Consider the following 21,141-nt stretch of genomic DNA (forward strand, 5'->3'; position numbering starts at 1 on the left):
CTACAGGGCGGTGCCGACCAGGACCGGCTCGGGTTCGAGCTCGATGCCGAACGCGTCGCGGACGCCGTCGCGCACGGCGCGGGCGAGGGCCACGAGGTCGGCCGCCGTCGCTCCGCCGCGGTTGGTCAGCGCGAGCGTGTGGCGTGTCGACAGGCGCGCCGGGCTGTGCTCGCCAGCGACGCCGAAGCCCTTGGTGAACCCCGCGTGCTCGATGAGCCAGGCGGCGCTCGTCTTCACGAGCGTCGGGTCGACGACGCCGAGGCTCGGGCTCACCGTCGACTCCGGCGTCGCGGAGCGCACGGCGAAGCGCGGCGCGTCCTCGGGCAGCTCGTCCGCCGCGTCGGCCGGCAGCACCGGGTTGGTGAAGAACGACCCCGCCGACCAGCGGTCGTGATCGCCGAGCGGCACCCCGCCCACGCCGTCCAGCAGCATGCCCTTGCCGCCCCGCAGCTCCAGCACGGCCTCGCGCACCTCGGCCGACGGCGCGCGCTGCCCCACCTCGACGCCGAGGCGCCGGGCGAGCTCGCCGTAGCCGACGGGCGCGGACAGGCTGCCGAGCCGCATCTGCAGGTTGACCTCGAGCACGACGTACCGCGGCGTGGGGTACCAGGGCGCGCCCTCCCCGCCGTCGGCCCGCATCGTGCGCTTGAGCAGCGACGTGCGGTACCCGAAGCCCAGCTCGCTGAGCGTGAAGGTCCTGCGGCTGCCGGTGGCGCGGTCCCAGGTGACCACCGACGCGACGACGCCGGACACCTCCTGGCCGTACGCGCCGATGTTCTGCACCGGCGCGGCGCCGAGGGTGCCCGGGATGCCGGACAGCGCCTCGACCCCCACCCACTCGTTCGCGACGGCCTCGGCCACGAAGGCGTCCCAGTCCTGCCCGGCGGGCAGGCGCAGGCTCGCGCCCCCGCAGGCGCCGTCGGTGCCGCAGGAGTCCTCGAGGTCGGCGCTGAGGCCCTGGCGCGCGTCGCGCACGACGACGCCGGCGAACCCCTCGTCCGCGACCAGCAGGTTGGAGCCGCCGCCGATCACGAGCAGCGGCCGCCCGGCGTCGTCCGCGGCGCGCACCGCGTCGATCAGCTCGGCCTCGGACTCCGCCTCGACGTACTCGTCGACCGGGCCTCCGACGCGCAGCGTGGTGAGCTCGGAGAGGGCCGGAGCGGCCGTCTCGCGCCCGTCGTGCTCACGGGCGGGCTCGTCGGCGGACGGCGTGTTCAGGGTCGACAGGCTCACTCGCCCAGCGTACGCGCCGGGTCGGGAGCGGCCGGCAGCGGCTTCGCCGCCCCGGCGACCAGCAGCCCCAGCGCCACGGGCACGGCCAGCACCAGCAGGGCGTCGCGGTAGCCGACGTGCTCGGCGAGGAAGCCGATGAGCGCGGGGCCGACGAAGAACGCCGAGTACCCGATCGTCGAGACGACGGAGACGCGCAGGGCGGCACGCTTCGGGTCGTCCGAGGCGGCGGACATGCCCAGCGGGAACCCGAGCGACGCGCCGGCGCCCCAGATCGCGACCCCGACCAGCGCGACCCAGAGGGACGGCACGAGCGCGAAGACGAGGACGCCCACGAGCGCGGCCGCGCCGCACACCCGCAGCATGGGCACGCGGCCGTAGCGGTCGATGAGCGACGTGCCCGCCAGCCGGGCGAGCGTCATCGCGCACAGGAAGACGGCGAGGCCGATGGCGCCGACGGAGTCGTCGGTGCCGAAGCCGTCGACGACGGCGAGGCTCACCCAGTCGTTCGCCGCCCCCTCGGTGAGGGCGGCGGCGAGCACGACCAGTCCCACGAGCAGCGTGCGCGACTCGCGCCAGGTCGCCAGGGTGTCGCGCAGGGTGTGGCCGGTGCCCGTGTCGACGGCCGTGGCCGGGTCGGCCCGCGTGTCCGGCGCGGGCGCCCCCACCGCCGCGGCGTCCGCCGTCGGCTCGAAGAACCGCACGCAGGCCACCACCACCAGCAGGTCGATCACCATCACGGTGATGACGTGCCCGGGCAGCGAGGCGCCGGCGTGCGCCGCCAGGGCGCCGATGCCCGCGCCCGCGACCGTCCCGAGCGAGAAGCCGGCGTGGAAGCGCGGCATGACGGACTTCCCCAGGCGCTGCTCGACGACGGCGCCCTCGAGGTTCATCGCCGCGTCCCAGATGCCCACGCCCATGCCGCCGAGGAAGAGGCCGACGCGCACCAGCATCGGGTGGTCGCCGTCGACGGCGAGGGTGGCGACGGCGAAGCCGGCGGCGGCCAGCGCGGCGAACGACACGCAGGTGCGGCCGGCGCTGATGCGGGAGGCGATCATGCCCGACAGCGGCAGCGCGACGAGCGACCCGATGGCTCCCGTGAGCAGCAGCACGCCCATCTCCGCCTCGGAGAAGCCGAGGCCGTCACGCACCGCGGGGATGCGGGAGGCCCACGTGGCCATCCCGATCCCGGCGACCACGAAGACGACGAAGACGGCCCAGGCCGCACGGACGGCGTGCGCGGGCGGCGCGGCCGGGCGCTCGGGCGGCAGATCGGTGCTCACGGTCCGACGCTTCCGGATTCCGCCACGCCGGTCAAATCGATTCGAGCACGCGCTGGTCAGCGCAGGTAGGCTTCGCCCCGGACCTCGCCGGAAGGAGCCCCATGGGCCGCAGCAACGCCCGACCGACCCTCGCGCGGGTGGCCGAGCTCGCGGGTGTCTCGGTCTCCACCGCCTCGCTGGCGTTCTCGGGCGCGGGACCGATCACCGCCGAGACGCGCGACAAGGTGCTCGCCGCCGCCGCCGAGCTGGGCTACTCCGGCCCCAACCCGCTGGGCCGGCAGCTGCGCTCCGGACGCTCCGGCATCGTGGGCGTCGTCCTCGGCGACCAGCCCGGCCGCGCCTTCCGCGACCCGGTCGCGGTCAAGGTGCTCGACGGCCTCGTGGACGTGCTCGGCGCCGAGGGCCTGGGCGTGCTGCTCATCCCCGGCGTGCGCGCGGTCCCCGGGCCGCGCGTCGACGGCGAGGAGACGGCGCCCGTGCCCGCCGTCGACCCCCTGCTGGAGTCCGCCGCCATGGACGTGGCCGTGCTCGTGTGGGGCGTGCTCACCGACGACGCGACGCTCGCGGCCCTGCGCCGCCGCGACGTCCCCGTCGTGGTCGGCGAGGGCGGCCGGGTCGAGGGCGCGCCGCTCGTGGCCCTGGACGACCGGGCGGGCACGGCCCTGGCCGTGCGCCACCTCCAGGAGCTGGGGCACACCCGCATCGCGGAGATCACGCTGCCTCTCGACGCCGCCGAGCGGTCCGGCCCGATCGACGCGGCGCGCCTCGCCCAGGCGGACCGCACGTCGACGCGGCACCGTCTCGCGGGCGTCCGCGACGCGGTGGAGCCCGTGATCTCGTGGGAAACGCCCGCGTCCCTCGTGGAGCACGGTCGCGACGCCGCGACGGAGATCCTCGGGGCGTGGGTGCCCGAGACGGAGCGCCCGACGGCGATCGTCGCGCACTCGGACCTGCTCGCCGCGGGTGCCGTCATCGCGGCCCGCGAGCTAGGGCTGCGCGTGCCCGAGGACGTCTCGGTCGCGGGCTTCGACGGTATCGACCTGCCGTGGCTCTCCCCCGACGTGCTCACCAGCGTGCACCAGCCGCTGCAGGCCAAGGGCGCCGCGCTCGGCCGCGCCGTCCTGGGCGTGCTCGCGGACGAGGAGCCCACCTGCACCACGCTCCCCGTGGAGCTCGTGCCCGGCACCACGACCGGCCCCGTGCCCGACGTCGTCCGCCCCGCCGACCCGCAGGCCTGACGCCGGCCCGGCGCCGGCTCAGCCGGCGGTGCCGAACGCTGCCGCGACGAGCTCCTCGGCGCGCTCGCGGGGGCAGAACGCCAGCACGGCCTCCTTCGGCCCCTGGGGGGACTCGAAGCGCACGGTGCCCGCGGCCTCGAAGCCGAACGCCGCCATGCGCGCGACCGCGGACCGGTTGCGGGCGTCCGGCTCGCCGACCAGCCGCCGCGTGCCCGGGCGGGCGAACGCGAAGGCGAGCACCGCCGGCCCGACCACGGCCCACGGCACGACGTCGTGGCGCGCGGCCGGCCCGTCGCCGCCCTTGAAGAAGTGCATGCCGAGGTCGCCGGGGAGCACGTCGTAGGCCGTCGAGACCGGGTCGTCCTCCGGGTGGTACAGCTGCACCAGGACCACCGGCTCGCCGTCCCAGCGCACCAGGTAGGCGTGGTGCGTGGGCAGGGAGTCGACGAACGCGTACGTGGCGCTCAGGTCCTCGCGGCTCAGGCCCGCCAGGCCCCAGAACCCGGCGTGCGGGCGGTTGACCCACTCGTGCAGCACGTCGAGGTCCCCGACCGGGTCCAGCACGTGCGCCGTGACCGTGCCCGCGCCCGGGACGTCGGCGCGCCACACCTCCGCGCCGCGCGCCCCGGAGAGCAGACGGTCGGACGTCGCAGGCTCGGGCAGGGAATCGGGCAAGGGCTCGGTCGGGTGGTCGGCGGTGGGCTCGCGGGTCATCGGTCCTCCGAGGGTCGTCGGGTCGGCAGGGGTTCCGGGCGCAGCCGCGCCCAGTCGGTCTCGATCGGGGTGGTGCGCGCCTCGGCCCACGCGGGGTGCTGGTCGGCGAAGTGCGGCGAGCGGGGGTCGCCGGAGGCGCCGAACGGCACTCCCCAGCGGCTGCGGCGGCGGTCGCCCAGGTCCCACACCCAGCGGGCGACCGACCCGTGCAGGACGGCGTGGGTCACGCCGGGCACGCCCGCCGTGCAGCGGACCGCGTCGACCGACCCGCCCAGCGGACGCGCGTGCTCCGCCGGCACCGCGGGCACCGCCGCGCCCGGAACCAGGCCCAGCGCGTGCAGCGGGGCCAGGCGGTGCAGGTCGCCCCACGTCTCGACCGGGCGGCCGGGGTGGTCGCCCGGGTGGTCGCCGCTCGGCTCGTCGTGGACGTCGACGTCGTCGAGGTCCGCGAGCGCCTCCGCGGCCAGGCGCCCGTCGTCGACGACGCCCGAGCCCAGGATCACCGCGAGCGCGTCTCCGACGCGTGCGACGACGTCGAGCCACGGCGCGAAGACCTCGGGCAGGCCGTGGGGCTCGTGCAGCGCGGTGAGGGCCGGGTCGGCCGCGACGCGGCGCACCAGCGCGTGCCGCCAGCGCGCGAACAGCGCGGCGTCCGCGGAGCCGGCGTCCATCCGCGCGCCCGCCGCCGCCCACGCGCGCAGCCGCGCAGCGCGGCCCGCGGTCCCGACAGCGCCGACCGCCTCGGCCGCCCCGAGCGCGCCGACGGACGGGCCCGGCCCGAGCCGGGCGACGAGCCCCGCCGCGCCGCCGTCGTGGGTGTCCGCGAGCACGCGGTCCTGGGCCGCGGCCGTCTCCCCGCCGGGCGGCGGGTCGGCGAGCAGCGCGCGCACGCGCGCGGCCCGGTGCGGGGCGTAGGCGTGGCCGAGGTCGTGCTCCGTCCGCGCGGGGCGGTGGTTGGCGTCCACCGCGACGTCGGTCACGACGGCGGGCGCGGGCAGCCGGCGCCACGCCGGCGGGGTGCCGCCGGTCGCCGGGACGACGCGGCCCGACGGCGCCACCTCGGGCACCAGGCCGGCGGTCAGGCGCAGCACCTCGCCGGTCGAGTCGGCGGCGAGCACCCGGTCCACGGGGTCGACCCAGCCGGCGAACGCGGTGGCGACGTCGCGCGCCGTGGCCGCGTGCTGGAGCGCGCGCCAGGCGGCCACGCCGGCGTCCGCGGTGACGCGCACGGGCCAGCGGAGGCTGTGCCGGTCCGTGACGAGCGGGCCGCGGGGCGTCTCGGCCCAGCGCACGACCACGGGTTCGCCGCCGCGCACGGGCACGGTGTCCGAGCCCTGCGCGACCACCCGCGCCCCCGCGGCGGCGGCGTCGCACCCCTCCGCGTACAGCTCGACGTGGTGCGCCATCGCGTTGGTGACGCCCCAGGCCACGACGGTCTCGGCGGATCCGGCCGACGACACCGCCTGCCCGAAGTGCAGCACCCCCGGGACGCCCGGGAAGGCCAGCCCGACGACGTCGTGCCCCGGGCGGGCGAGCCGGACCTGCTGGTAGACGCCGGGCAGCTCGAGCAGCCGGTGCGGGTCGCCGGCGAGCAGCGGAGCGCCGGACGCCGTGCGGGAGCCGTGCAGGGCCCACGCGTTGGACCCCGACGACGGGCCGCCCGCGCCGTCCCGCGCGCCCCACCAGCCGACGGCCGCGTCGCCCAGGGTCGGGCCGAGCGTGCGCGCCACGTGCTCGCGCCACAGCAGGTGCGGGAAGCCGCTGAACAGCACGTGGTGCACCAGGAACGTGCCGACCGGCGTCCAGGGCCGCCAGGGCTCGTCGTCGGGCAGGTCCGCGCCGCCGAGGGCGCGGGCGAGCTCGGCCCGCTCGGGCGTGTCCCGCCCGCCGGCGTCGAGCCCGGCGCGCACGCCGTCGGCGTACGCGCCGAGCCACGCCCGCTCCGGCTCCGCGAGCGCGTCCCAGACCCGGCGCGTCGTGTCGGCCAGGCGCACGCGGGCGGCGAACCGGTCCCACTCCAGCCCGGCCGGGCCGACCCGCGCGGCGAGCCGCCCCTCGCCGTACCAGCGGTCGACCTCGAGCTGCCAGCCCCGGTCCAGCGCGGTGACGTAGCCCTGCCCGTACGCCAGGTCCGCCTCCGAGCCCGCCCGTACGTGCGGCACCCCGAGGTCGTCGCGGAAGAGCTCGAAGGGGTGGTTCACGGGGCGTCCGGGCGGGCGACGGGGTTGGCCATCGTCCCTGCGTACAGCAGCGAGGCGGACTGGTCGGTGAGGTCCACCATCTGCAGCGTGTTGCGCAGCTGCAGCCGGTTGAGGCACGAGTGCGCGAACCGCCGGCCCCGCAGCTCGATCCGCCCCGCCAGGTCGGGGTGCTCCGCCCCGTGCCGGTCGATCACGTCGGCCACCACGGCCCAGAACCGGTCCTCGCCCAGCACGCCGTCCACCGCGAGGATGCCCGCGAGGTGGCGAAGCACGCCGTCGAACACGTCGGTGAAGATCGACAGCGCCTTCTGGTCGGCGTCGACGACGGCGCGCGCCCGCTCCACGCCGGCCGGCAGCTCGCGGTGCCCGAGGACGGCGATCTCCTCCCCGATGTCCTTCATGAACACCCGCCGCACCACGCCGTCGCGCAGCACGAGCACCAGGTTCTCGCCGTGCGGCATGAACGCCAGGTCGTGCGCGCGCAGGCAGTGCACCAGCGGGTACAGGTAGGCGTCGAGGTAGGCGCGCAGCCACGCCTCGGGCGCGATCCCCGACTCCCGCACGAGGGCGGTGGCGAGCGCCCGCCCCGCCGCGTCGCGGTGCAGCAGGCTCGCCATGGTCGCCAGCCGCTCCCCCGGCGCGGTGCGGGGCACGGGCGACTCGCGCCAGAGCGCGGCGAGCATCTTGCGGTGCGCGCTCGGGCGGGCGGTGCGGTGGTAGACGTCGCCGGTGTAGCCGACCGACGCGCGCTCGCGCAGGACGCCGAACCCGGCGTCGCGCAGCGTGGGGTCGCCCGCGACGACGCCCGCCACCCAGTCGTTGATCTCCGGGGTGCCGCGCATGTAGGCCGGGGAGAGCCCGCGCAGGAAGCCCATGTTCTGGATCGCGAGCGCCACCTTGACGTAGTGCCGCTCGGGCCGCGTGCGGTTGAACATCGTGCGGATCGACTGCTGCGGCTGGTACTCGTCGGCGCCCGGGCCGAGGGGTACCAGGTCGCCCCGCGCGACGTCCGCGGCGAACGTGATCGGCACGCGGTGCTGCCACTGCCAGGGGTGCACCGGCAGGTACAGGTAGTCGGCGGGGTCCTGGCCGCGCGCGGCCAGCCGCTCGGCGAACGCGGCGCGCTCGGCGTCGGAGAGCTCGGCGCCGTACAGCTCCCGCTCGGTGAGGCCGTCGCCGACGGCGAGGTGGGTGTGCTCGCGCCGCGCCGCCAGCCACATCAGGCGCATCCGCTCGCCGCGCTCGGGGGCGAACGACCGGTAGTCGTCGAGGGAGAACCCGATGCGGCCGTTGTTCGCGAGGAAGCCGGGGTGCCCCTCGGTCATCGCCGCCTCGGTGGCCTGGAACGCGTCGGCCCGTCGCCGGTCGTCGTCGCCCTCGTCGCCGGCGCCGGAGCCGTGCGGGACCAGGTCCGTGAGCAGCGCCGGCACCTGCGGGGACGCACCGGCCAGCTCGCGGTCGCCCTTGGCGCACGCGGCGGCGAGGGTCGAGGACAGCTCCTCGAGGTAGGTCGCCACGAGGTCGTCCGGGATCTGCAGCAGGGGCTGCAGCTCCGCCACCAGCTCCAGCGCGTCCACGGGCAGGTCGGCGCCGTCGCCCGACGACGCCGTGCGCGTGATGGACGCCGGGTCCACCACCCAGTGCTCCAGCGCGAACGTCCGCGCCGCGAACCGGTACGTGACGCCGTCGAGCGCGAGCACGAACCGGCCCGGCTCCGGGTCGGGCTCGGGGCGGAAGAGCCGCTCGTGCGCGAGCTCCGCGAGCGCCTTGGCGGCCAGGTGCCGGTGGGCGTGCTCGGCGACGTCGGGGCGCAGGTGCGGCGCGAGGTCCGCGCCGTCGCCCTCGCCGAGGCCGGCGAGGGCGCCGAGCGGCGAGGCCGCGAAATCCGCCCGCGTGCACACGCTCAGCACCGCGCGCTTGGTGTGCCCGCCGGGCCCGTCGCCGTCGTCGAGCTCCACCTCGCGCAGCACGCGGAACCCGGCGGCCGCGTTCTTCGCGGCGATCGCGCGGTTGCGCACGTCCGGCTCGACGACGACGCGCGCCCCGCCGCGGCCCTCCGCGGCCAGGCAGAAGCGCACGACGGCGGCCATCACCGCGTCGGTGAAGCCTGGCGCGCGGGCGGCCGGGTCGTCGGGCGGAGGCGCCACGAGCAGGTGCATGCCGACGTCGCCGGGTGCGGCGTCGTGCACGCCGACGAGCAGCACGCGGGCCGGGTCGTAGGTCTCGGCGTAGAAGGCGGGGACGCCGTCGACGCGGCCGAGCCAGCCGTCCTGCCGGTCGTCGTCCGCGACGTCGGCGAGGTAGTCGCCGACCTCCGCGACGCCCAGGTGCCCCATCTGCCAGAACACCGACGCCGGGTGGGTCAGCCACCCGTGCACGGTCGCGGCGTCCCGCGCCGGGTCGACCGGCTCGAGGACGACGGCGTCCGGGGACGTGCGGGGCGTGCTGGCGCCGCGGGCGGTCCGGGTCTCGGCGACGGCGGTCATCGGGCCACCTCCCGCTCGGCCGCGGCGGGTTCGGGCGGCGACCAGGGCGTCGAGCGCTCGCCGTCGGGCCGGCCGCCCGGCAGGCCGAACGTCTGGAACGCGATCCGTCGCTCGATCGCGTACGGCTCGCGGCCGGTGACCTGCGCGAGGATCACGGAGTTCCGCCAGGCGGCGAAGCCCAGGTCGGGCGCGGTGACACCGTGGGTGTGCGCCTCCGTGCCGCCCACGTGCAGGCGGCCGCCCGCGCCGGCCGTGTAGTCGCGGGCCACGTCCACGCGGCCCAGCTCGTCGAGGTCCACCAGGCCGGGCGCCACGAAGCCGGGCACCCCCGCCCCGTACCCGGTGGCGGCGACGACGGCGCGCGTGCGGTGCTCCGCCGTCGTGCCGAGCTGGCCGTGCCGCAGGGTGAGGACGTACTCCCCCGCACGGTCGGTGCTGCCGTCGGCTCCGTCGTCGGGCTCGTAGCGCGCCGCGACCACCTCCGTGTCCGACAGCAGGGTGGTCGGCACCTCTCGCCCGAGGGCCGACTTGCGGTACAGCGTGTCGTAGATGTCGTCCACGAGGTCGCCGCTGATCCCCTTGTACAGCGCGCGCTGCTCGCGGCCGAGGATCTCGCGCAGCTCGGTGGGCAGCGCGCGGTAGTGGTCGGTGTACTCCGGCGACGTCATCTCGAGCGTGAGCTTCGTGTACTCCATCGGGAAGAAGCGCGGCGAGCGGGTCACCCAGTCCACGCGGTGGGCGTCGGGCGCTGCGTCCTCGAGCAGGTCGCGGTACACCTCGGCAGCCGACTGCCCCGACCCGACGACGGTCACCGCGCCCGACGCGGCGAGCGCGTCGCGGTGCGGCAGGTAGTCGGCGCTGTGCACGACCGGCCCGGCGCCCGGGTGCCGGGCCGCCTCCGCCGCCAGGGCGGCGAGCGGTCCGGGGAGCTGCGGCGTCGTCCCGACGCCGAGGACGACGTGGCGAGCCCGGTACGTCTCCGTGCGGGCCGTGCCGTCCGGACCGGCGGAGAGGCGGGCGGTCACCACCAGGTCACCGGTCTCCTCGTCCCGGTCCATCGCCGTGACGTCACGGCCCCAGCGCAGCGTGGTGAGCCGGTCGGCCGCCCAGCGGCAGTACTCGTCGTACTCGGCGCGCAGCGGGTAGAAGGACTCACGGATGTAGAACGGGTACAGCCGGCCCGTGTCCTTGAGGAACGCGAGGAACGAGTACGGCGACGTGGGGTCGGCCATCGTCACCAGGTCGGCCAGGAACGGCACCTGGATCGTGGCGCCCTCGAGCATCATCCCGGGGTGCCAGCTGAAGCCCTCGCGCCGGTCGAGGAAGACGGCGTCGACGTCGTCGAGCGGGTCGGCGAGCGCGGCGAGGCCCAGGTTGAACGGCCCGACGCCGATGCCGACGAGGTCGTAGGTGCGGTCGTGGGCACGGTCGTGGGCACGGTCGTGGGCACGGTCGGTCGGGCGGGTCATCGGGCGACCTCCTCGAGGGCGGGGTCGGTGGGCGCGGCGGACGCGCGGGTCAGGCGCGGGTGGACGCCCCGGCACGGCGGCGCGTCCAGGTCGAGCAGCTCCTCGCCGGCGAGCAGCCCCTGCGCCGTGGCGCGCACCAGGTCGAGCACGCCGCGGACGTCGTCGAGCGTCGCGTCCGGGTTGAGGAGCGTGAGCTTGAGGCACGGACGCCCGTCGATCACCGTCTTCGCGACGAGCGCGCGGCCGGAGTCGAACAGCACGCGCCGCACGCGCGGCACGAGGGCGTCGGCCTGCGCGTCGTCGAGGCCGCCGGGCTGGTAGCGGAACAGCACGGTGGACAGGTCGGTGGGGGCGAGGAGCCGCAGGTCGGGGTCCTCGGCGAGGTCGGCGTGCACGGCCGCGGCGAGGTCGCAGACGGCGTCGACCATGTCGCCGATCCCGTCCGCGCCCACGGCGCGCAGGGTGGCCCACAGCTTGAGCGCGTCGAACCGGCGCGTGGTCTGCAGCGACCGGTCGACGAGGTTGAGGTCGGGGTTCGGCTCCCCCGCCTCCTCGGCGGGGTTGAGGTAGTCCGCGTGCCACGCGGCCCGCGCCAGGTCGGTGGCGTCGCGCACCAGGAGCGCGCTGGAGGAGACCGGCTGGAAGAACGTCTTGTGGAAGTCGACCGTGACGCTGCGTGCCCGCTCGACGCCGTCCAGCAGGTGGCGACGGCGCGGCGAGACCAGCAGCCCGCCGCCGTACGCGGCGTCGACGTGCAGCCAGGCCCCGACGGCGTCGCACAGGTCGGCGACCGGGGCGATCGGGTCGACGCACCCGCGGTCGGTGGTCCCCGCGGTGACGACGACGGCCATGACGACGTCGCCCGCCCGCTCGACGTCGACCAGGGCCCGGGCCAGCGCGCCCGGGTCGAGGCGGCCCTCGGCGTCGGTGCCGACGCCGATCACGGCGTCGTCGTCGAGGCCGAGCAGCAGCGCGGAGCGCGCCACGCTGAAGTGCCCGGCGGTCGTGGCGAGCACCCGCAGCCGGCCGAGCCGCTCGCGCCGCGCCGCGCCGCCGAGCCGGGCGCCGTCGGGCCCGGTGAGCGCGGCCTCGCGCGCCAGGTGCAGCGCCTGCAGGTTGGACTGCGTGCCGCCCGAGGTGAAGACGCCGTCGCTCCCGGCCGGGAAGCCGATGCGGCCGGCCGTCCACTCGACGAGGCGCTGCTCCATGAGCGTCGCGACCGTGGACTGGTCGTACGTGTCGACGGACGTGTTGATCGCGGCGAGCATCGCCTCCGCCCCGACCGCGGGGAGCGCCACCGGGCAGTTGAGGTGCGCGGCGTAAGCGGGGTGGTGGAACCAGACGGCGTGCGAGGCGTAGAGGTCGGCGCTCTCGCGCAGCGCGTCGGGCGTCCCGACCGGCGGCCCGTCGAGGTCGACGGCGTCGACGAGCGCCTGCAGCTCGCGGCGGCTCGCACCGCAGAACGGCTGGCGGGCGGTCTCGACGCGGGCGGCCACGTCGTCCACGACGGCGTGCAGCGCACCGGCGTAGTCGGCCGCGGTCGCGGCTCCGAGCAGGGCGGAGGGCATCGTCACGGGGCTCCTTACGAGGATCGGGTTAGGTCAGCCTCGCCTAACTTAGGTGCCGGGACTTCCGCTGCCAACCGCAGCGACGCAGATCACACCGCCCCTCGACGCGTGCGGGCAGCGGGACGGCGGCGGCGTCGACGCCAGGGGAGGCGCCAGGGGAGGCGCCAGGGGAGGCGCCAGGGGAGGCGCCAGGGCGGGTGACCATGGTCGTCTTCACGGTGGTCGCGGCCGTGGGAGCATCGTCCAGCTCTCCCTGGGCGACGACACGCAGGGCCGCGTCATCGCCGGGCCGCAGGTCGCGTTCGCCGTCGCGGCCGTGCTCGCGGTCCGCTTCGACCGTCCCCGGGACCGCGAGGACGACCCCGATCGTTGAGCCGACCGAGCCGTCCGAGCCGTCCGGGCCGCCCGAGCCGTCCGGGCCGCCCGAGCCGTCCGGACCGCCCGAGCCGTCCGGACCGCCCTGGCCCACGGCCCGGTCGGGCCCGCGCGTCCCCGTGAGAACCCGACGGCGGGTCAGTGTCGTCGACGCACCAGACCCACGGTGAGCGCTCCGGCCGCGACGAGGACGGCTGCCAGGAGGGCCAGGGGGCCGGGGTCCGCACCCGTGCGGGGAAGCTCGCCCGGGCTCGTCGGGCCGCTGGTCGCGGGCGGCACCACGGGGGCCGCCGCGCTGGGGCTGGGCGACGGGCCCGCCGAGGGCGAGGTCGGGGAGGGCGTCGGCGACGGGCTCAGGGTCGGTGACGGGCTCGGCGAGGGGGACGGGCTCGGCGAGGGCGACGGCGCGACGACCGGCACGGTCTCGCTCACCGGGGGTGAGATGGCCCCGCCGCCGTCGCCGGACGCGGTCGCGGTGTTGACCACCTCGCCGGCGTCGACGTCGGCGGCGGTGATCGTGTACTCGCCTCGGCAGGTCGTCTCGTTTTCCGGCGCGTCGTCGAGCCCGCCGAGGGTCGTGGCGTCGCAGACGACGTCGGGGATGCGGTCGTCGAGGACCTCGAGGTCGGTGACGGGGGCGAGCCCGGAGTTGGTGACCGTGTAGGTGTAGGTGACGGTGTCGCCCAGCCGGTACGGGCCGGGGTCGTCCGCCACCTTCGTGAGCGTCAGGATCGGCGACGGGTCGACCGACTCCAGCACGACGTTGCGGATCAGATGGACGTCGGTGAACTGACCGGTCGAGGCGGAGAAGCCGAACTTGTACGTCGCGGGGACGGGCTCGGGGGCCGGGATGTCGAGGACCTGCTGGAGGTCGCCGCCGGGGCCGGCGATCGACACCGTGACGCGCGGGTCGGGAGCCGGGCTGACCGTCACCTCGACGGTCCGCTTGTCGTCCTCCAGGATCGCTGCGGCCTCGGCCGCGGAGATCCCGTCGGGCAGCGACGACGTCGTGCCCTGGAGGGTCACGGGGAGCGTCGAGGGCCACGACGTCGCCGCCGGGTCGTCGAGGTTCTCCGCCGTGGACGTGAGGAAGCAGTAGCCCTGGGTCGTGTCGTCGCCCAGCACGGGGCCGCGCACGGTGATCTTCTCCGGCTCCGGGATCCGGAACCCTGTCCCCGCCGGGGACCCCTGCCCCGCGGGGCAGCCGAGACCGCGGTCCTCCCAGTCCCCGAAGAAGTTGCCGAGCACGTCCAGCCCGATGCCGAGATAGCCACCCTCCACGCCCGGGATGATCTCGTTGGTGGGGATCCCGTCGGGTCGCTTCTGCGCGTACCCCAGGCTCCCGCCGAAGGCGCCGGGGGCGACCAGCTCGGCCTCGCCGTCGACCAGGAAGAACGCGATGCCGTCGGCCGGCGCGGGGTCCGCCGTCGTCGTGCCGTACTGCCACTGCTCGAACCGGACCACCAGGCCCTGCTCCGCGGGGATCGGCGTGTCGAACAGCACCGCGCCCGACTGGTCGTTCGACGCGTCGGTGAGCTGCAGGTAGCCGTCCGGGGCACCGTCGAGCGGCGGCGAGTTCACGGTCCGCGCGGGGTCGCAGCCTTCGAGCGGGTGGGCCCCCGCCGTGGGGTTGCCCGGTGCGGCGCCGGTCAGGCACGCGGAGCCGTAGGCGGAGAACAGCGGGTCCGCCGTCGCGCCCGTGAACGTCTCGTCCACGAAGATCGCGCCCTGCGCCACCGCGGCCCCCACCCCGGCTCCGACGACGAGCGCGCCCAGGGCCACCGCGGACCCCACGGTCGTGCCCCACGAGCCCCGTCGGCGGACGCCGGTCACGAGCTTGCTGTTCTTGGCCACGACCCCCAGATTCGCACCGGAGCCCCGTCGGCGCCACGGGACCGCACCGCCTCGCACGCGACCGCAGGGCACGGACTGCTCGCAAACCCGTGACACGGACCACACGATCTGGGAAAGTCTTCGCCATCAGGGCGGTGGGGACCGTCCACCGCCCCCGCCTGCGGGGAGGACCCATGAGAGGCACGGCGCGAGGTACGGCACGAAGGAGCTGGATGCGAGCGACGACGGCGGCACTGGCGGCGGGGGCGGTGATCGCACCCACCGCGGGCGCGGCCGGCGCGGCCCCCACGGACGACCCGGGGCCGACCGGCCACAAGATCACCACCACCCACTGGCAGGGCATCGACGACCTGCGGCAGGGCGAGTGGGAGAACCTGCGGCCCGGGGCGCACGGCACCCTCGGCCTGCGTGACCCCGGCGGCCCGAGGACCGAGTACACCGACCCGTTCGGCGACGGCGCCGCGGTCGAGTACGAGACGGGCACCTGGACGTCGCCGGTCGTCGAGACCGGGTACGCCGTCGACGAGTCCCTCACGTCCTGGAACGCCACCACCCCCACCGGCACGTGGGTCGAGGTCGAGTTCCGCGGACGCAAGGCCGACGGCGCGTGGACCAAGTGGTTCGTCATGGGGCGCTGGGCGTCCGGCGACGACGTCGAGCCCGCCGACGGCGGCGTGGGCGACATCCACCGCACCTCCGTGGACGGTCAGAACGACGACGACGCGTACCTGTTCACCGACACGTACGTCGCCAAGTCCGGGCGCGAGCCCGAGGCGTTCCAGACCCGGGTCACGCTCTACCGGCCGGCCGGGTCGACCGCGACCCCGCGGCTGGCGGGCGTGACGACCATGACCAACGAGTACCTGCCCGACTCCGCCTACACCGGCACCAGCGACTTCACGCTGGGGCGCGCGGTCGAGCTCGACGTGCCCGGCTACTCGCAGCTGACCCACATCGGCGAGTACCCGGAGTTCGGCGGCGGCGGCCAGGTGTGGTGCTCCCCGACGTCGACGACGATGATCCAGTACTCCTACGGCAGGAAGCACCAGGTGCCGGCGTCGGAGCTCGAGGACATCGTGGCCCCGAACGGTGACCCCCAGGTCGCCTACGCCGCCATCAACACGTGGGACTACACGTACGAGGGCTCGGGCAACTGGCCGTTCAACACCGCCTACGCGCACCGGTTCGGGCTGGAGTCGTTCGTGACCCGCCTGCGGTCGCTGGCCGAGGCGGAGCGGTTCGTCGCGGCGGGCATCCCGCTGGTCGTGTCGATCCACTTCGCCGAGGAGGAGATGCCCGAGGCCGGCTACGGCACCGACGGCCACCTCGTGACCATCGTCGGCTTCACCGCCGAGGGCGACCCGGTCATCAACGACCCCAACAAGGCGACCGACGCCGACGTGCGCAGCGTCTACACCCGCGAGAACTTCGAGCGCGTGTGGCAGACGTCCACCGACGGCATCGCCTACGTCATCCACCCGCACCAGGTGAAGCTGCCCCGCAACGTCCCCGGGGCCACCCCCAACTGGTGAGGTAGCACCAACCTCGCCGAGGTAGTTCGCACAGATGTGCGAACTACCTCGGCGAGGGCCGGGCTACCTCGGCGAGGTCGGACTACCTCGGCGTCAGTGCGGACGGACCGGGCCGACGGCGTCGGACGTGAACGTCGCCGACGTGTAGCCGGGCGCCGACACGGTCACCTCGACCGAGATGTCCGCGCCGCGGTCACGACCGGTGAGGTGGTACCGCGTGCCGTCCGCGCCGCGCACGGGCTCGCCGTCGCGCAGCCACTGCACGTCGACGTCGGTGCCGTCCCCGGGCAGGTACTCCCCCGGGTCGACGGTGAGGACCTTGCCGATCTTCGCCCTGCCCTCGATGCTCGGCCCCTCGACGTCGGTGACGACGGGGTCGTGCAGGGTCACGTCGGCGGCCCGGGTGAACACCTGCCGGTGCGCGTACCAGAGCTGGTAGTAGGCGTCCTCGCCGCGCACGTCCGTGCGGTCGTCGGGCACGGAGCCGTCGAACGACGTGGCGTAGTAGTAGTCGGTCGAGACCGAGTCGTCGGACACCACGTAGCTCTGCTCGGCCCCGATGGTGTACTCGATCGGCGTGACCGCCTGCTCGGCGATGCCCGGGTAGGGCTGGTACGCCGCGCCCTCCGGGTACGCCCGGCCGTAGATGGCCGCGGTCTCGTCCCCGCTCACGGTCACCGTCTGCCCGGTGCTCGGCACGACCACGGGACGGTCCGCCGGGTTGTGGATCCAGGCCAGCGACCCGGCCCACCACACGCCCAGCCACTGGTCCCGCACCTGCGCGACGACGAGCTTGTGGCCCGAGGTGACGCGCGCGCTGATGTCGCTGGCGTAGGTCGTGCCGTCCGCGCCGCCCGGCTTCCAGCCGGGGTCACGGGCGTAGGGGGCGTCGAGCGACGGCTCCTGGTACGCCACCGCGAAGTTGGTGCCGGCGCCCGCGACGCAGTCGCCGGACCCCGGCGACGCCTGCTCGCACCCCGTGACCGGGTTGGCGTTGTCGTCGTAGCCGGCGACCACCTCGACGACGTCGCCGGGCGCGACGTCCGTCGTCGTGTCCAGCCCGCCGCCGATCGGTGCACCGAGCAGCTCGAAGTAGTGCTCCCAGTCCCAGTACGGGCCCGGGTCCCAGTGCACGCTCTTCGTGTAGCCGGGCAGGATGCCGGGGATCTGGTCGTGCCCGATGACGTGCGCGCGGTCGAGCGGGACGTCGTACTTCTCGCCCAGGTACCGCACGAGCTGCGCGGACGACTGGTAGAGCGCCTCCGTGAACCAGCCCGACGTGCCGGCCCAGCCTTCGTGCTCCAGGCCGATCGAGTGCATGTTCATGTACCAGTTGCCGGCGTGCCAGCCCACGTCGGAGGGCTCGAGGTGGTTCGCCACGTGCCCGTCGGACGAGCGCAGCGTGTAGTTCCACGCCAGGTAGCTCGGGTCCTGGACCATGTTCAGGGTCCCGTCGTACCCGCCCTCGGTGTCGTGGACGACGATGTAGTCGATCGACGGGCCGCCCTCGCCCGTGCGGTCGGCCTGGTCGTGGTTGCCGTAGTTGCCCGTGTCGTCGGGCAGGTCGGCGCTGCCCTTCGCGTACGGCGCCGGGATCCAGTCGCAGCCCAGGTCGGGCGGGCAGTCGGCGGCAGGGTCGCTCGCCGCGGACGCGGACGCCTCGGGCAGGACGGCGTCCGGACGGGCGGCGAGGGTGACCAGACCGCCGTCGTCGGTCGTGCGGCTCTCGCCCTTCTGCAGGGTCGAGTACACCCGCGCGGCGAACGACGGCGAGCCGCCCAGCCGCGCGACGGCCGTTCCCCAGGACGCGAGGTCGCCCGCGCCCTCGCCCGCGTCCTCCTGGTAGGAGGCGAGAAGCGCGGCGGCGCCGCAGGTGTTCGCGGCGGCGTCGGACCTCAGCTCGGCGACGGGCAGCCCGGTCAGGGCGGCGGCGCGGTCGAGCTCACTCACGGCGGCGCGGGGCGTGGCGTCCTTGCCGGCCCCGTCGGGCGCCTCGGGCGCGTGGTCGAGCAGGTTGAACAGGCCGTAGCCGCCGTCGATGCTGGGGGTGCCGGCGTGCTGGTCCCAGCGGGACTCCATGTAGGAGACGGCCTTGAGCAGGTCGGCGGGGACCCCGGTGGCGTCGCTCGCCGCGGCGAACGCGGACTCCCGGTCCGGCGCGGCGACGACGGCGTCGCAGGTCACGTCGGACGTGGGGGCGGTGGACGGCCCCGCCCCCGCGGCGACCGCGGGGATCGTGACCAGGGGCAGGAGGAGGCCGGCGGCTGCCAGCCCGGTGGTGCGTCGTCGTACGGATCTCACGGGGAGTGCTCCTCTCGAGGACGGAGTGCGCTCGGGGCGCACCTCGTCATCGAACCGTGAAATCCCGTTTCATGGGAAGTGATAGGCGTAAAAAATCTCGTCGCGCGAGATCGCGACGAGATCCGGCCACGCCCGGGGGAGGGAAGGTGGGAATCAGGAGAGGCGGACGGTGGCCTGCGAGCGGCCGAGCACCTTGGCGCCCTCGTGGGTCACCGTGAGGTCGACCCGCACCGTCCCGGCGTCGGCGTCGATCGCGCCGACGGCGGCGGAGACCTCGACGACGGCGCCACCGTCGCGCGGCACCGGGACCGGCTTCGTGAAGCGGGTCTGGTAGGCGACGACGGCGCCCGGGTCCCCCGCCCAGTCGGCGACGACGCCGACGACGGATCCCATCGTGAGCATGCCGTGGGCGATGACGTCGGGCAGCCCGACGCCGGTGGCGAAGGACTCGTCCCAGTGGATCGGGTTGAAGTCGCCGCTGGCCCCGGCGTAGCGCACGAGGCGGGCGCGGTCGAGCTCGACCGTGCCGGTGGCGACGACGTCGCCGACGGCGAGGTCCGCGAGCACGGGGCGGGGCTGCTCGTGTGCCATCAGGAGTCCTCCCCGCGGATCACCAGGCTCGAGCTGACGGTCGCGACGGGCTCGCGGGCGCCGCCGTCGGCCGCGCCGTCCGCGGCCGCGAAGATCTCGCAGCGCGTGGTCACCATCGCGATGCCCGCCCGCTCGGTCACCGAGTCCACGTGGAGCACGGTGACCAGCTCGTCGCCCGCGACGATCGGCCGGTGGTGCGTGAACCTCTCGTCCGCGTGCACGACGCGCGAGAAGTCGATCCCGGCGGCCGGGTCCTGGACGTACTGCGCCTCGGCCCGTTGCGCGACGACGACGGCGAACGTGGGGGGCGCGACCAGGTCCGGATAGCCGAGACCCCGCGCTGCCACGAGGTCGTGGTGCGCGGGGTGGGCGGCACCGACGGCGGAGGCGAACTCACGGAGCTTCTCGCGCCCTACCGAGTAGGGGGTGGTGGCCGGGTACTCGCGGCCAGCGAAGCCTCGATCGGGAAGCGTGTTCGCCACGTCGGTGCGGTGATCCGTCGAGAGCTGCGTCAGCGGGTCTCGCGGTGCGACGTGTGCTTGCCGCAGCGCGGGCAGAACTTCGCCAGCTCGAGACGGTCGGGGTCGTTACGACGGTTCTTCTTCGTGATGTAGTTCCGCTCCTTGCAGTCCACGCAGGCCAGCGTGATCTTCGGGCGGACGTCCGCGCTCTTGGCAGCCATGGTGTGTCACCTCTCGCGCCCCCGGAAGGCGCCACGTGAATCAAGGAACAGGCCGGTCCGACGCCGGCCGTCGAACCGTGATGGTGTCGGTAGCGAGGGCGGGGCTCGAACCCGCGACCTCACGATTATGAGTCGTGCGCTCTGACCAGCTGAGCTACCCCGCCGCGCGTGACGGAACGCAGGACCATTCGTCCTCGAACAAGGACGACGGTCCCGCGTCACATCACAGAGCCCCGAAAGGGAATCGAACCCTTGACCTTCTCCTTACCATGGAGACGCTCTGCCGACTGAGCTATCGGGGCAGCGGAGAAGACTCTACACGGCTCTCGGCACCTGATGAAATCCGCGGGATGCCCGCTCGATCACATCGTGCACCGGGGCCGTGCAGGCCCCTCCAGACGTCGGACGAGGCGCCTCCCGAGGGTGGCGCCCCGTCCGTCGCGGTGGCAGGTGAGGGATTCGAACCCCCGAAGGCTGAGCCGTCTGATTTACAGTCAGATCCCTTTGGCCGCTCGGGCAACCTGCCGTGCGGGCTCGCGGACGAGCTCGCGGGTAGAACCATAACGCCCCGGAGGGCCCCGGCGGAAATCGTCCCGCCGTGGCCCCCGTCACGACCGCACGCGGGGCGCGCCGGGGCCCTACATTGAGGCGGTGACGTCCCCCTCCTCCCCCGACCGCTGGGGGCTGCCGCTCGGCCTCTCGGCGTTCGTCCTGTGGGGCGCGATGCCCCTCTTCTTCCCGCTGCTCGAGCCCGCCGGCCCGGTCGAGATCATCGCCCACCGCGTGGTGTGGAGCCTCGTGTTCTGCGTGGTGCTCCTGCTCGTCACGCGCACGTTCGGGTCGTTCCTCGCCGTCCTGCGCAACGGGCGTGTCATGGGCGCGCTCGCCGTCGCGTCCGTGCTGATCATCGCGAACTGGACCACGTACGTGTACGCGGTGCTCTCCGGCCACGTGCTGGACGCCGCCCTCGGGTACTTCATCAACCCGCTGCTGACCGTGCTCCTCGGCGTGCTCGTGCTGCGCGAGCGCCTGCGCGTGGCGCAGTGGGTCGCGCTCGGGTTCGGAGCCGCGGCCGTCGTGGTGATCTCCACGGGCGTGGGCGGCCTGCCGTGGATCGCCCTCGTTCTCGCGGGCGCCTTCGGGCTCTACTCCCTGGTGAAGAACCGGGTGGGGCGCGACGTCGGCGCGCTGCCCGGCCTGGCCGCGGAGACGGCCGTGGCCACCCCGTTCGCCCTGGCATACCTCGTGGTGCTCGGCGTCACCGGCGTCGGCACGTTCACGACCGAGGGCGTGGGGCACGCGCTCCTGCTCGCCGCCTGCGGCGTCATCACCGGGCTGCCCCTGCTGCTCTTCTCGGCCGCCGCGCGCCGGCTGCCGCTGTCGGTCGTCGGGATGCTGCAGTACCTGACCCCGGTGCTCCAGTTCCTGCTGGGCCTGCTGGTCTTCGGGGAGCACATGCCGCCCACCCGCTGGGCCGGGTTCGTGCTCGTGTGGGTGGCGCTCGTGATCCTCACGGCCGACGGCACCCGGCAGGCCCGCGCGTCGCGCCTCGCCACCCGGGACGCCGCAGGGGGGGGGGGGGCGGGGAGGGGGCCGCAACCCCCCCTCCGGCCGGGA

15 protein-coding genes and 3 tRNA genes are annotated in these 21,141 nt (G+C 75.2%); 3 read left to right on the forward strand and 15 right to left on the reverse strand.

What is annotated here, in order from left to right; genetic code table 11:
• Together ACFVS0_RS13555 and ACFVS0_RS13560 are read right to left on the reverse strand one after the other, a co-directional pair.
• The gene (locus ACFVS0_RS13555; protein WP_430564446.1) at window positions 1–1,227 is read right to left on the reverse strand and encodes a UDP-N-acetylmuramate dehydrogenase; all 1,227 of its coding nucleotides are present in this window, start codon (window positions 1,225–1,227) and stop codon (window positions 1–3) included.
• Window positions 1,228–1,229: 2 nt separating this feature from the next.
• A complete protein-coding gene (locus ACFVS0_RS13560) occupies window positions 1,230–2,513 on the reverse strand; it encodes an MFS transporter (RefSeq protein ID WP_430588257.1) in 1,284 nt (427 codons plus the stop codon).
• 101 nt (window positions 2,514–2,614) lie between these two features.
• On the opposite strand from ACFVS0_RS13560, the gene ACFVS0_RS13565 reads away from it, so the two are divergent.
• The gene (locus ACFVS0_RS13565) at window positions 2,615–3,751 is read left to right on the forward strand and encodes a LacI family DNA-binding transcriptional regulator (protein ID WP_430564430.1); all 1,137 of its coding nucleotides are present in this window, start codon (window positions 2,615–2,617) and stop codon (window positions 3,749–3,751) included.
• An 18-nt stretch (window positions 3,752–3,769) separates the two neighbouring features.
• Here ACFVS0_RS13565 and ACFVS0_RS13570 read toward each other — a convergent pair whose 3' ends face one another.
• From ACFVS0_RS13570 to ACFVS0_RS13595, 6 genes are all read right to left on the reverse strand, one after another.
• Window positions 3,770–4,465 carry a GNAT family N-acetyltransferase gene (locus tag ACFVS0_RS13570; RefSeq protein WP_430564429.1) on the reverse strand — a complete coding sequence of 232 codons (696 nt, stop codon included), beginning with the start codon at window positions 4,463–4,465 and terminating at the stop codon, window positions 3,770–3,772.
• Entirely contained in the window at window positions 4,462–6,666 is a 2,205-nt protein-coding gene (locus ACFVS0_RS13575; protein ID WP_430564428.1) for a penicillin acylase family protein, read from the reverse strand. Before ACFVS0_RS13575 ends, ACFVS0_RS13570 begins: the two co-directional genes overlap by 4 nt.
• Window positions 6,663–9,152, reverse strand: coding sequence for a GNAT family N-acetyltransferase (locus ACFVS0_RS13580; protein WP_430588258.1), 2,490 nt, complete (start codon window positions 9,150–9,152; stop codon window positions 6,663–6,665). Before ACFVS0_RS13580 ends, ACFVS0_RS13575 begins: the two co-directional genes overlap by 4 nt.
• Complete coding sequence (locus tag ACFVS0_RS13585) at window positions 9,149–10,621, reverse strand: lysine N(6)-hydroxylase/L-ornithine N(5)-oxygenase family protein (RefSeq protein WP_430588259.1); 1,473 nt, start codon at window positions 10,619–10,621, stop codon at window positions 9,149–9,151. The genes ACFVS0_RS13580 and ACFVS0_RS13585 overlap by 4 nt, the downstream gene beginning before the upstream one ends.
• Window positions 10,618–12,189, reverse strand: coding sequence for a pyridoxal phosphate-dependent decarboxylase family protein (locus ACFVS0_RS13590; protein ID WP_430588305.1), 1,572 nt, complete (start codon window positions 12,187–12,189; stop codon window positions 10,618–10,620). Before ACFVS0_RS13590 ends, ACFVS0_RS13585 begins: the two co-directional genes overlap by 4 nt.
• Window positions 12,190–12,702: 513 nt before the next feature.
• Entirely contained in the window at window positions 12,703–14,418 is a 1,716-nt protein-coding gene (locus ACFVS0_RS13595) for a hypothetical protein (RefSeq protein WP_430588260.1), read from the reverse strand.
• Window positions 14,419–14,630: 212 nt separating this feature from the next.
• Here ACFVS0_RS13595 and ACFVS0_RS13600 point away from each other — a divergent pair, with 212 nt between their 5' ends.
• Window positions 14,631–15,950, forward strand: a complete 1,320-nt coding sequence (locus ACFVS0_RS13600; protein WP_430588261.1) for a C39 family peptidase — start codon at window positions 14,631–14,633, stop codon at window positions 15,948–15,950.
• Window positions 15,951–16,043: 93 nt separating this feature from the next.
• Here the strand turns inward: ACFVS0_RS13600 and ACFVS0_RS13605 are convergent, their stop codons facing one another.
• The 7 genes from ACFVS0_RS13605 to ACFVS0_RS13635 form a co-directional block, all read right to left on the reverse strand.
• Window positions 16,044–18,251: an N-acetylmuramoyl-L-alanine amidase gene (locus tag ACFVS0_RS13605; protein WP_430588262.1), complete on the reverse strand. Its 2,208-nt coding sequence runs from the start codon at window positions 18,249–18,251 to the stop codon at window positions 16,044–16,046.
• A 153-nt stretch (window positions 18,252–18,404) separates the two neighbouring features.
• Complete coding sequence (locus ACFVS0_RS13610; RefSeq protein WP_430550543.1) at window positions 18,405–18,842, reverse strand: MaoC family dehydratase; 438 nt, start codon at window positions 18,840–18,842, stop codon at window positions 18,405–18,407.
• The gene (locus ACFVS0_RS13615; RefSeq protein ID WP_430588263.1) at window positions 18,842–19,324 is read right to left on the reverse strand and encodes a MaoC family dehydratase N-terminal domain-containing protein; all 483 of its coding nucleotides are present in this window, start codon (window positions 19,322–19,324) and stop codon (window positions 18,842–18,844) included. Before ACFVS0_RS13615 ends, ACFVS0_RS13610 begins: the two co-directional genes overlap by 1 nt.
• 29 nt (window positions 19,325–19,353) lie before the next feature.
• Window positions 19,354–19,524 (reverse strand): 50S ribosomal protein L33, encoded by a 171-nt coding sequence (gene rpmG, locus ACFVS0_RS13620; protein ID WP_079572326.1) that lies wholly within the window; start codon window positions 19,522–19,524, stop codon window positions 19,354–19,356.
• Window positions 19,525–19,614: 90 nt separating this feature from the next.
• Window positions 19,615–19,688: transfer RNA gene (locus tag ACFVS0_RS13625), tRNA-Met, on the reverse strand.
• Window positions 19,689–19,753: 65 nt separating this feature from the next.
• Window positions 19,754–19,826: transfer RNA gene (locus ACFVS0_RS13630), tRNA-Thr, on the reverse strand.
• A 142-nt stretch (window positions 19,827–19,968) separates the two neighbouring features.
• Window positions 19,969–20,050, reverse strand: a tRNA-Tyr gene (locus tag ACFVS0_RS13635).
• 125 nt (window positions 20,051–20,175) lie between these two features.
• On the opposite strand from ACFVS0_RS13635, the gene rarD reads away from it, so the two are divergent.
• Window positions 20,176–21,141: EamA family transporter RarD (gene rarD / locus ACFVS0_RS13640; RefSeq protein ID WP_430588264.1), on the forward strand; the 966-nt coding region annotated here is incomplete at its 3' end.

The organism is Isoptericola sp. NPDC058082, assembly GCF_042885055.1.
GTDB lineage: Bacteria > Actinomycetota > Actinomycetes > Actinomycetales > Cellulomonadaceae > Isoptericola.

Bases quoted from the DNA above. Each gene is read 5' to 3' on its own strand.
- ACFVS0_RS13565 (WP_430564430.1), top strand. From the start codon at position 2,615: ATGGGCCGCAGCAACGCCCGACCGACCCTCGCGCGGGTGGCCGAGCTC.
- ACFVS0_RS13570 (WP_430564429.1), bottom strand. From the start codon at position 4,465: ATGACCCGCGAGCCCACCGCCGACCACCCGACCGAGCCCTTGCCCGAT.
- ACFVS0_RS13580 (WP_430588258.1), bottom strand. From the start codon at position 9,152: ATGACCGCCGTCGCCGAGACCCGGACCGCCCGCGGCGCCAGCACGCCC.
- ACFVS0_RS13585 (WP_430588259.1), bottom strand. From the start codon at position 10,621: ATGACCCGCCCGACCGACCGTGCCCACGACCGTGCCCACGACCGTGCC.
- ACFVS0_RS13590 (WP_430588305.1), bottom strand. From the start codon at position 12,189: ATGCCCTCCGCCCTGCTCGGAGCCGCGACCGCGGCCGACTACGCCGGT.
- ACFVS0_RS13600 (WP_430588261.1), top strand. From the start codon at position 14,631: ATGCGAGCGACGACGGCGGCACTGGCGGCGGGGGCGGTGATCGCACCC.
- ACFVS0_RS13610 (WP_430550543.1), bottom strand. From the start codon at position 18,842: ATGGCACACGAGCAGCCCCGCCCCGTGCTCGCGGACCTCGCCGTCGGC.
- rpmG (WP_079572326.1), bottom strand. From the start codon at position 19,524: ATGGCTGCCAAGAGCGCGGACGTCCGCCCGAAGATCACGCTGGCCTGC.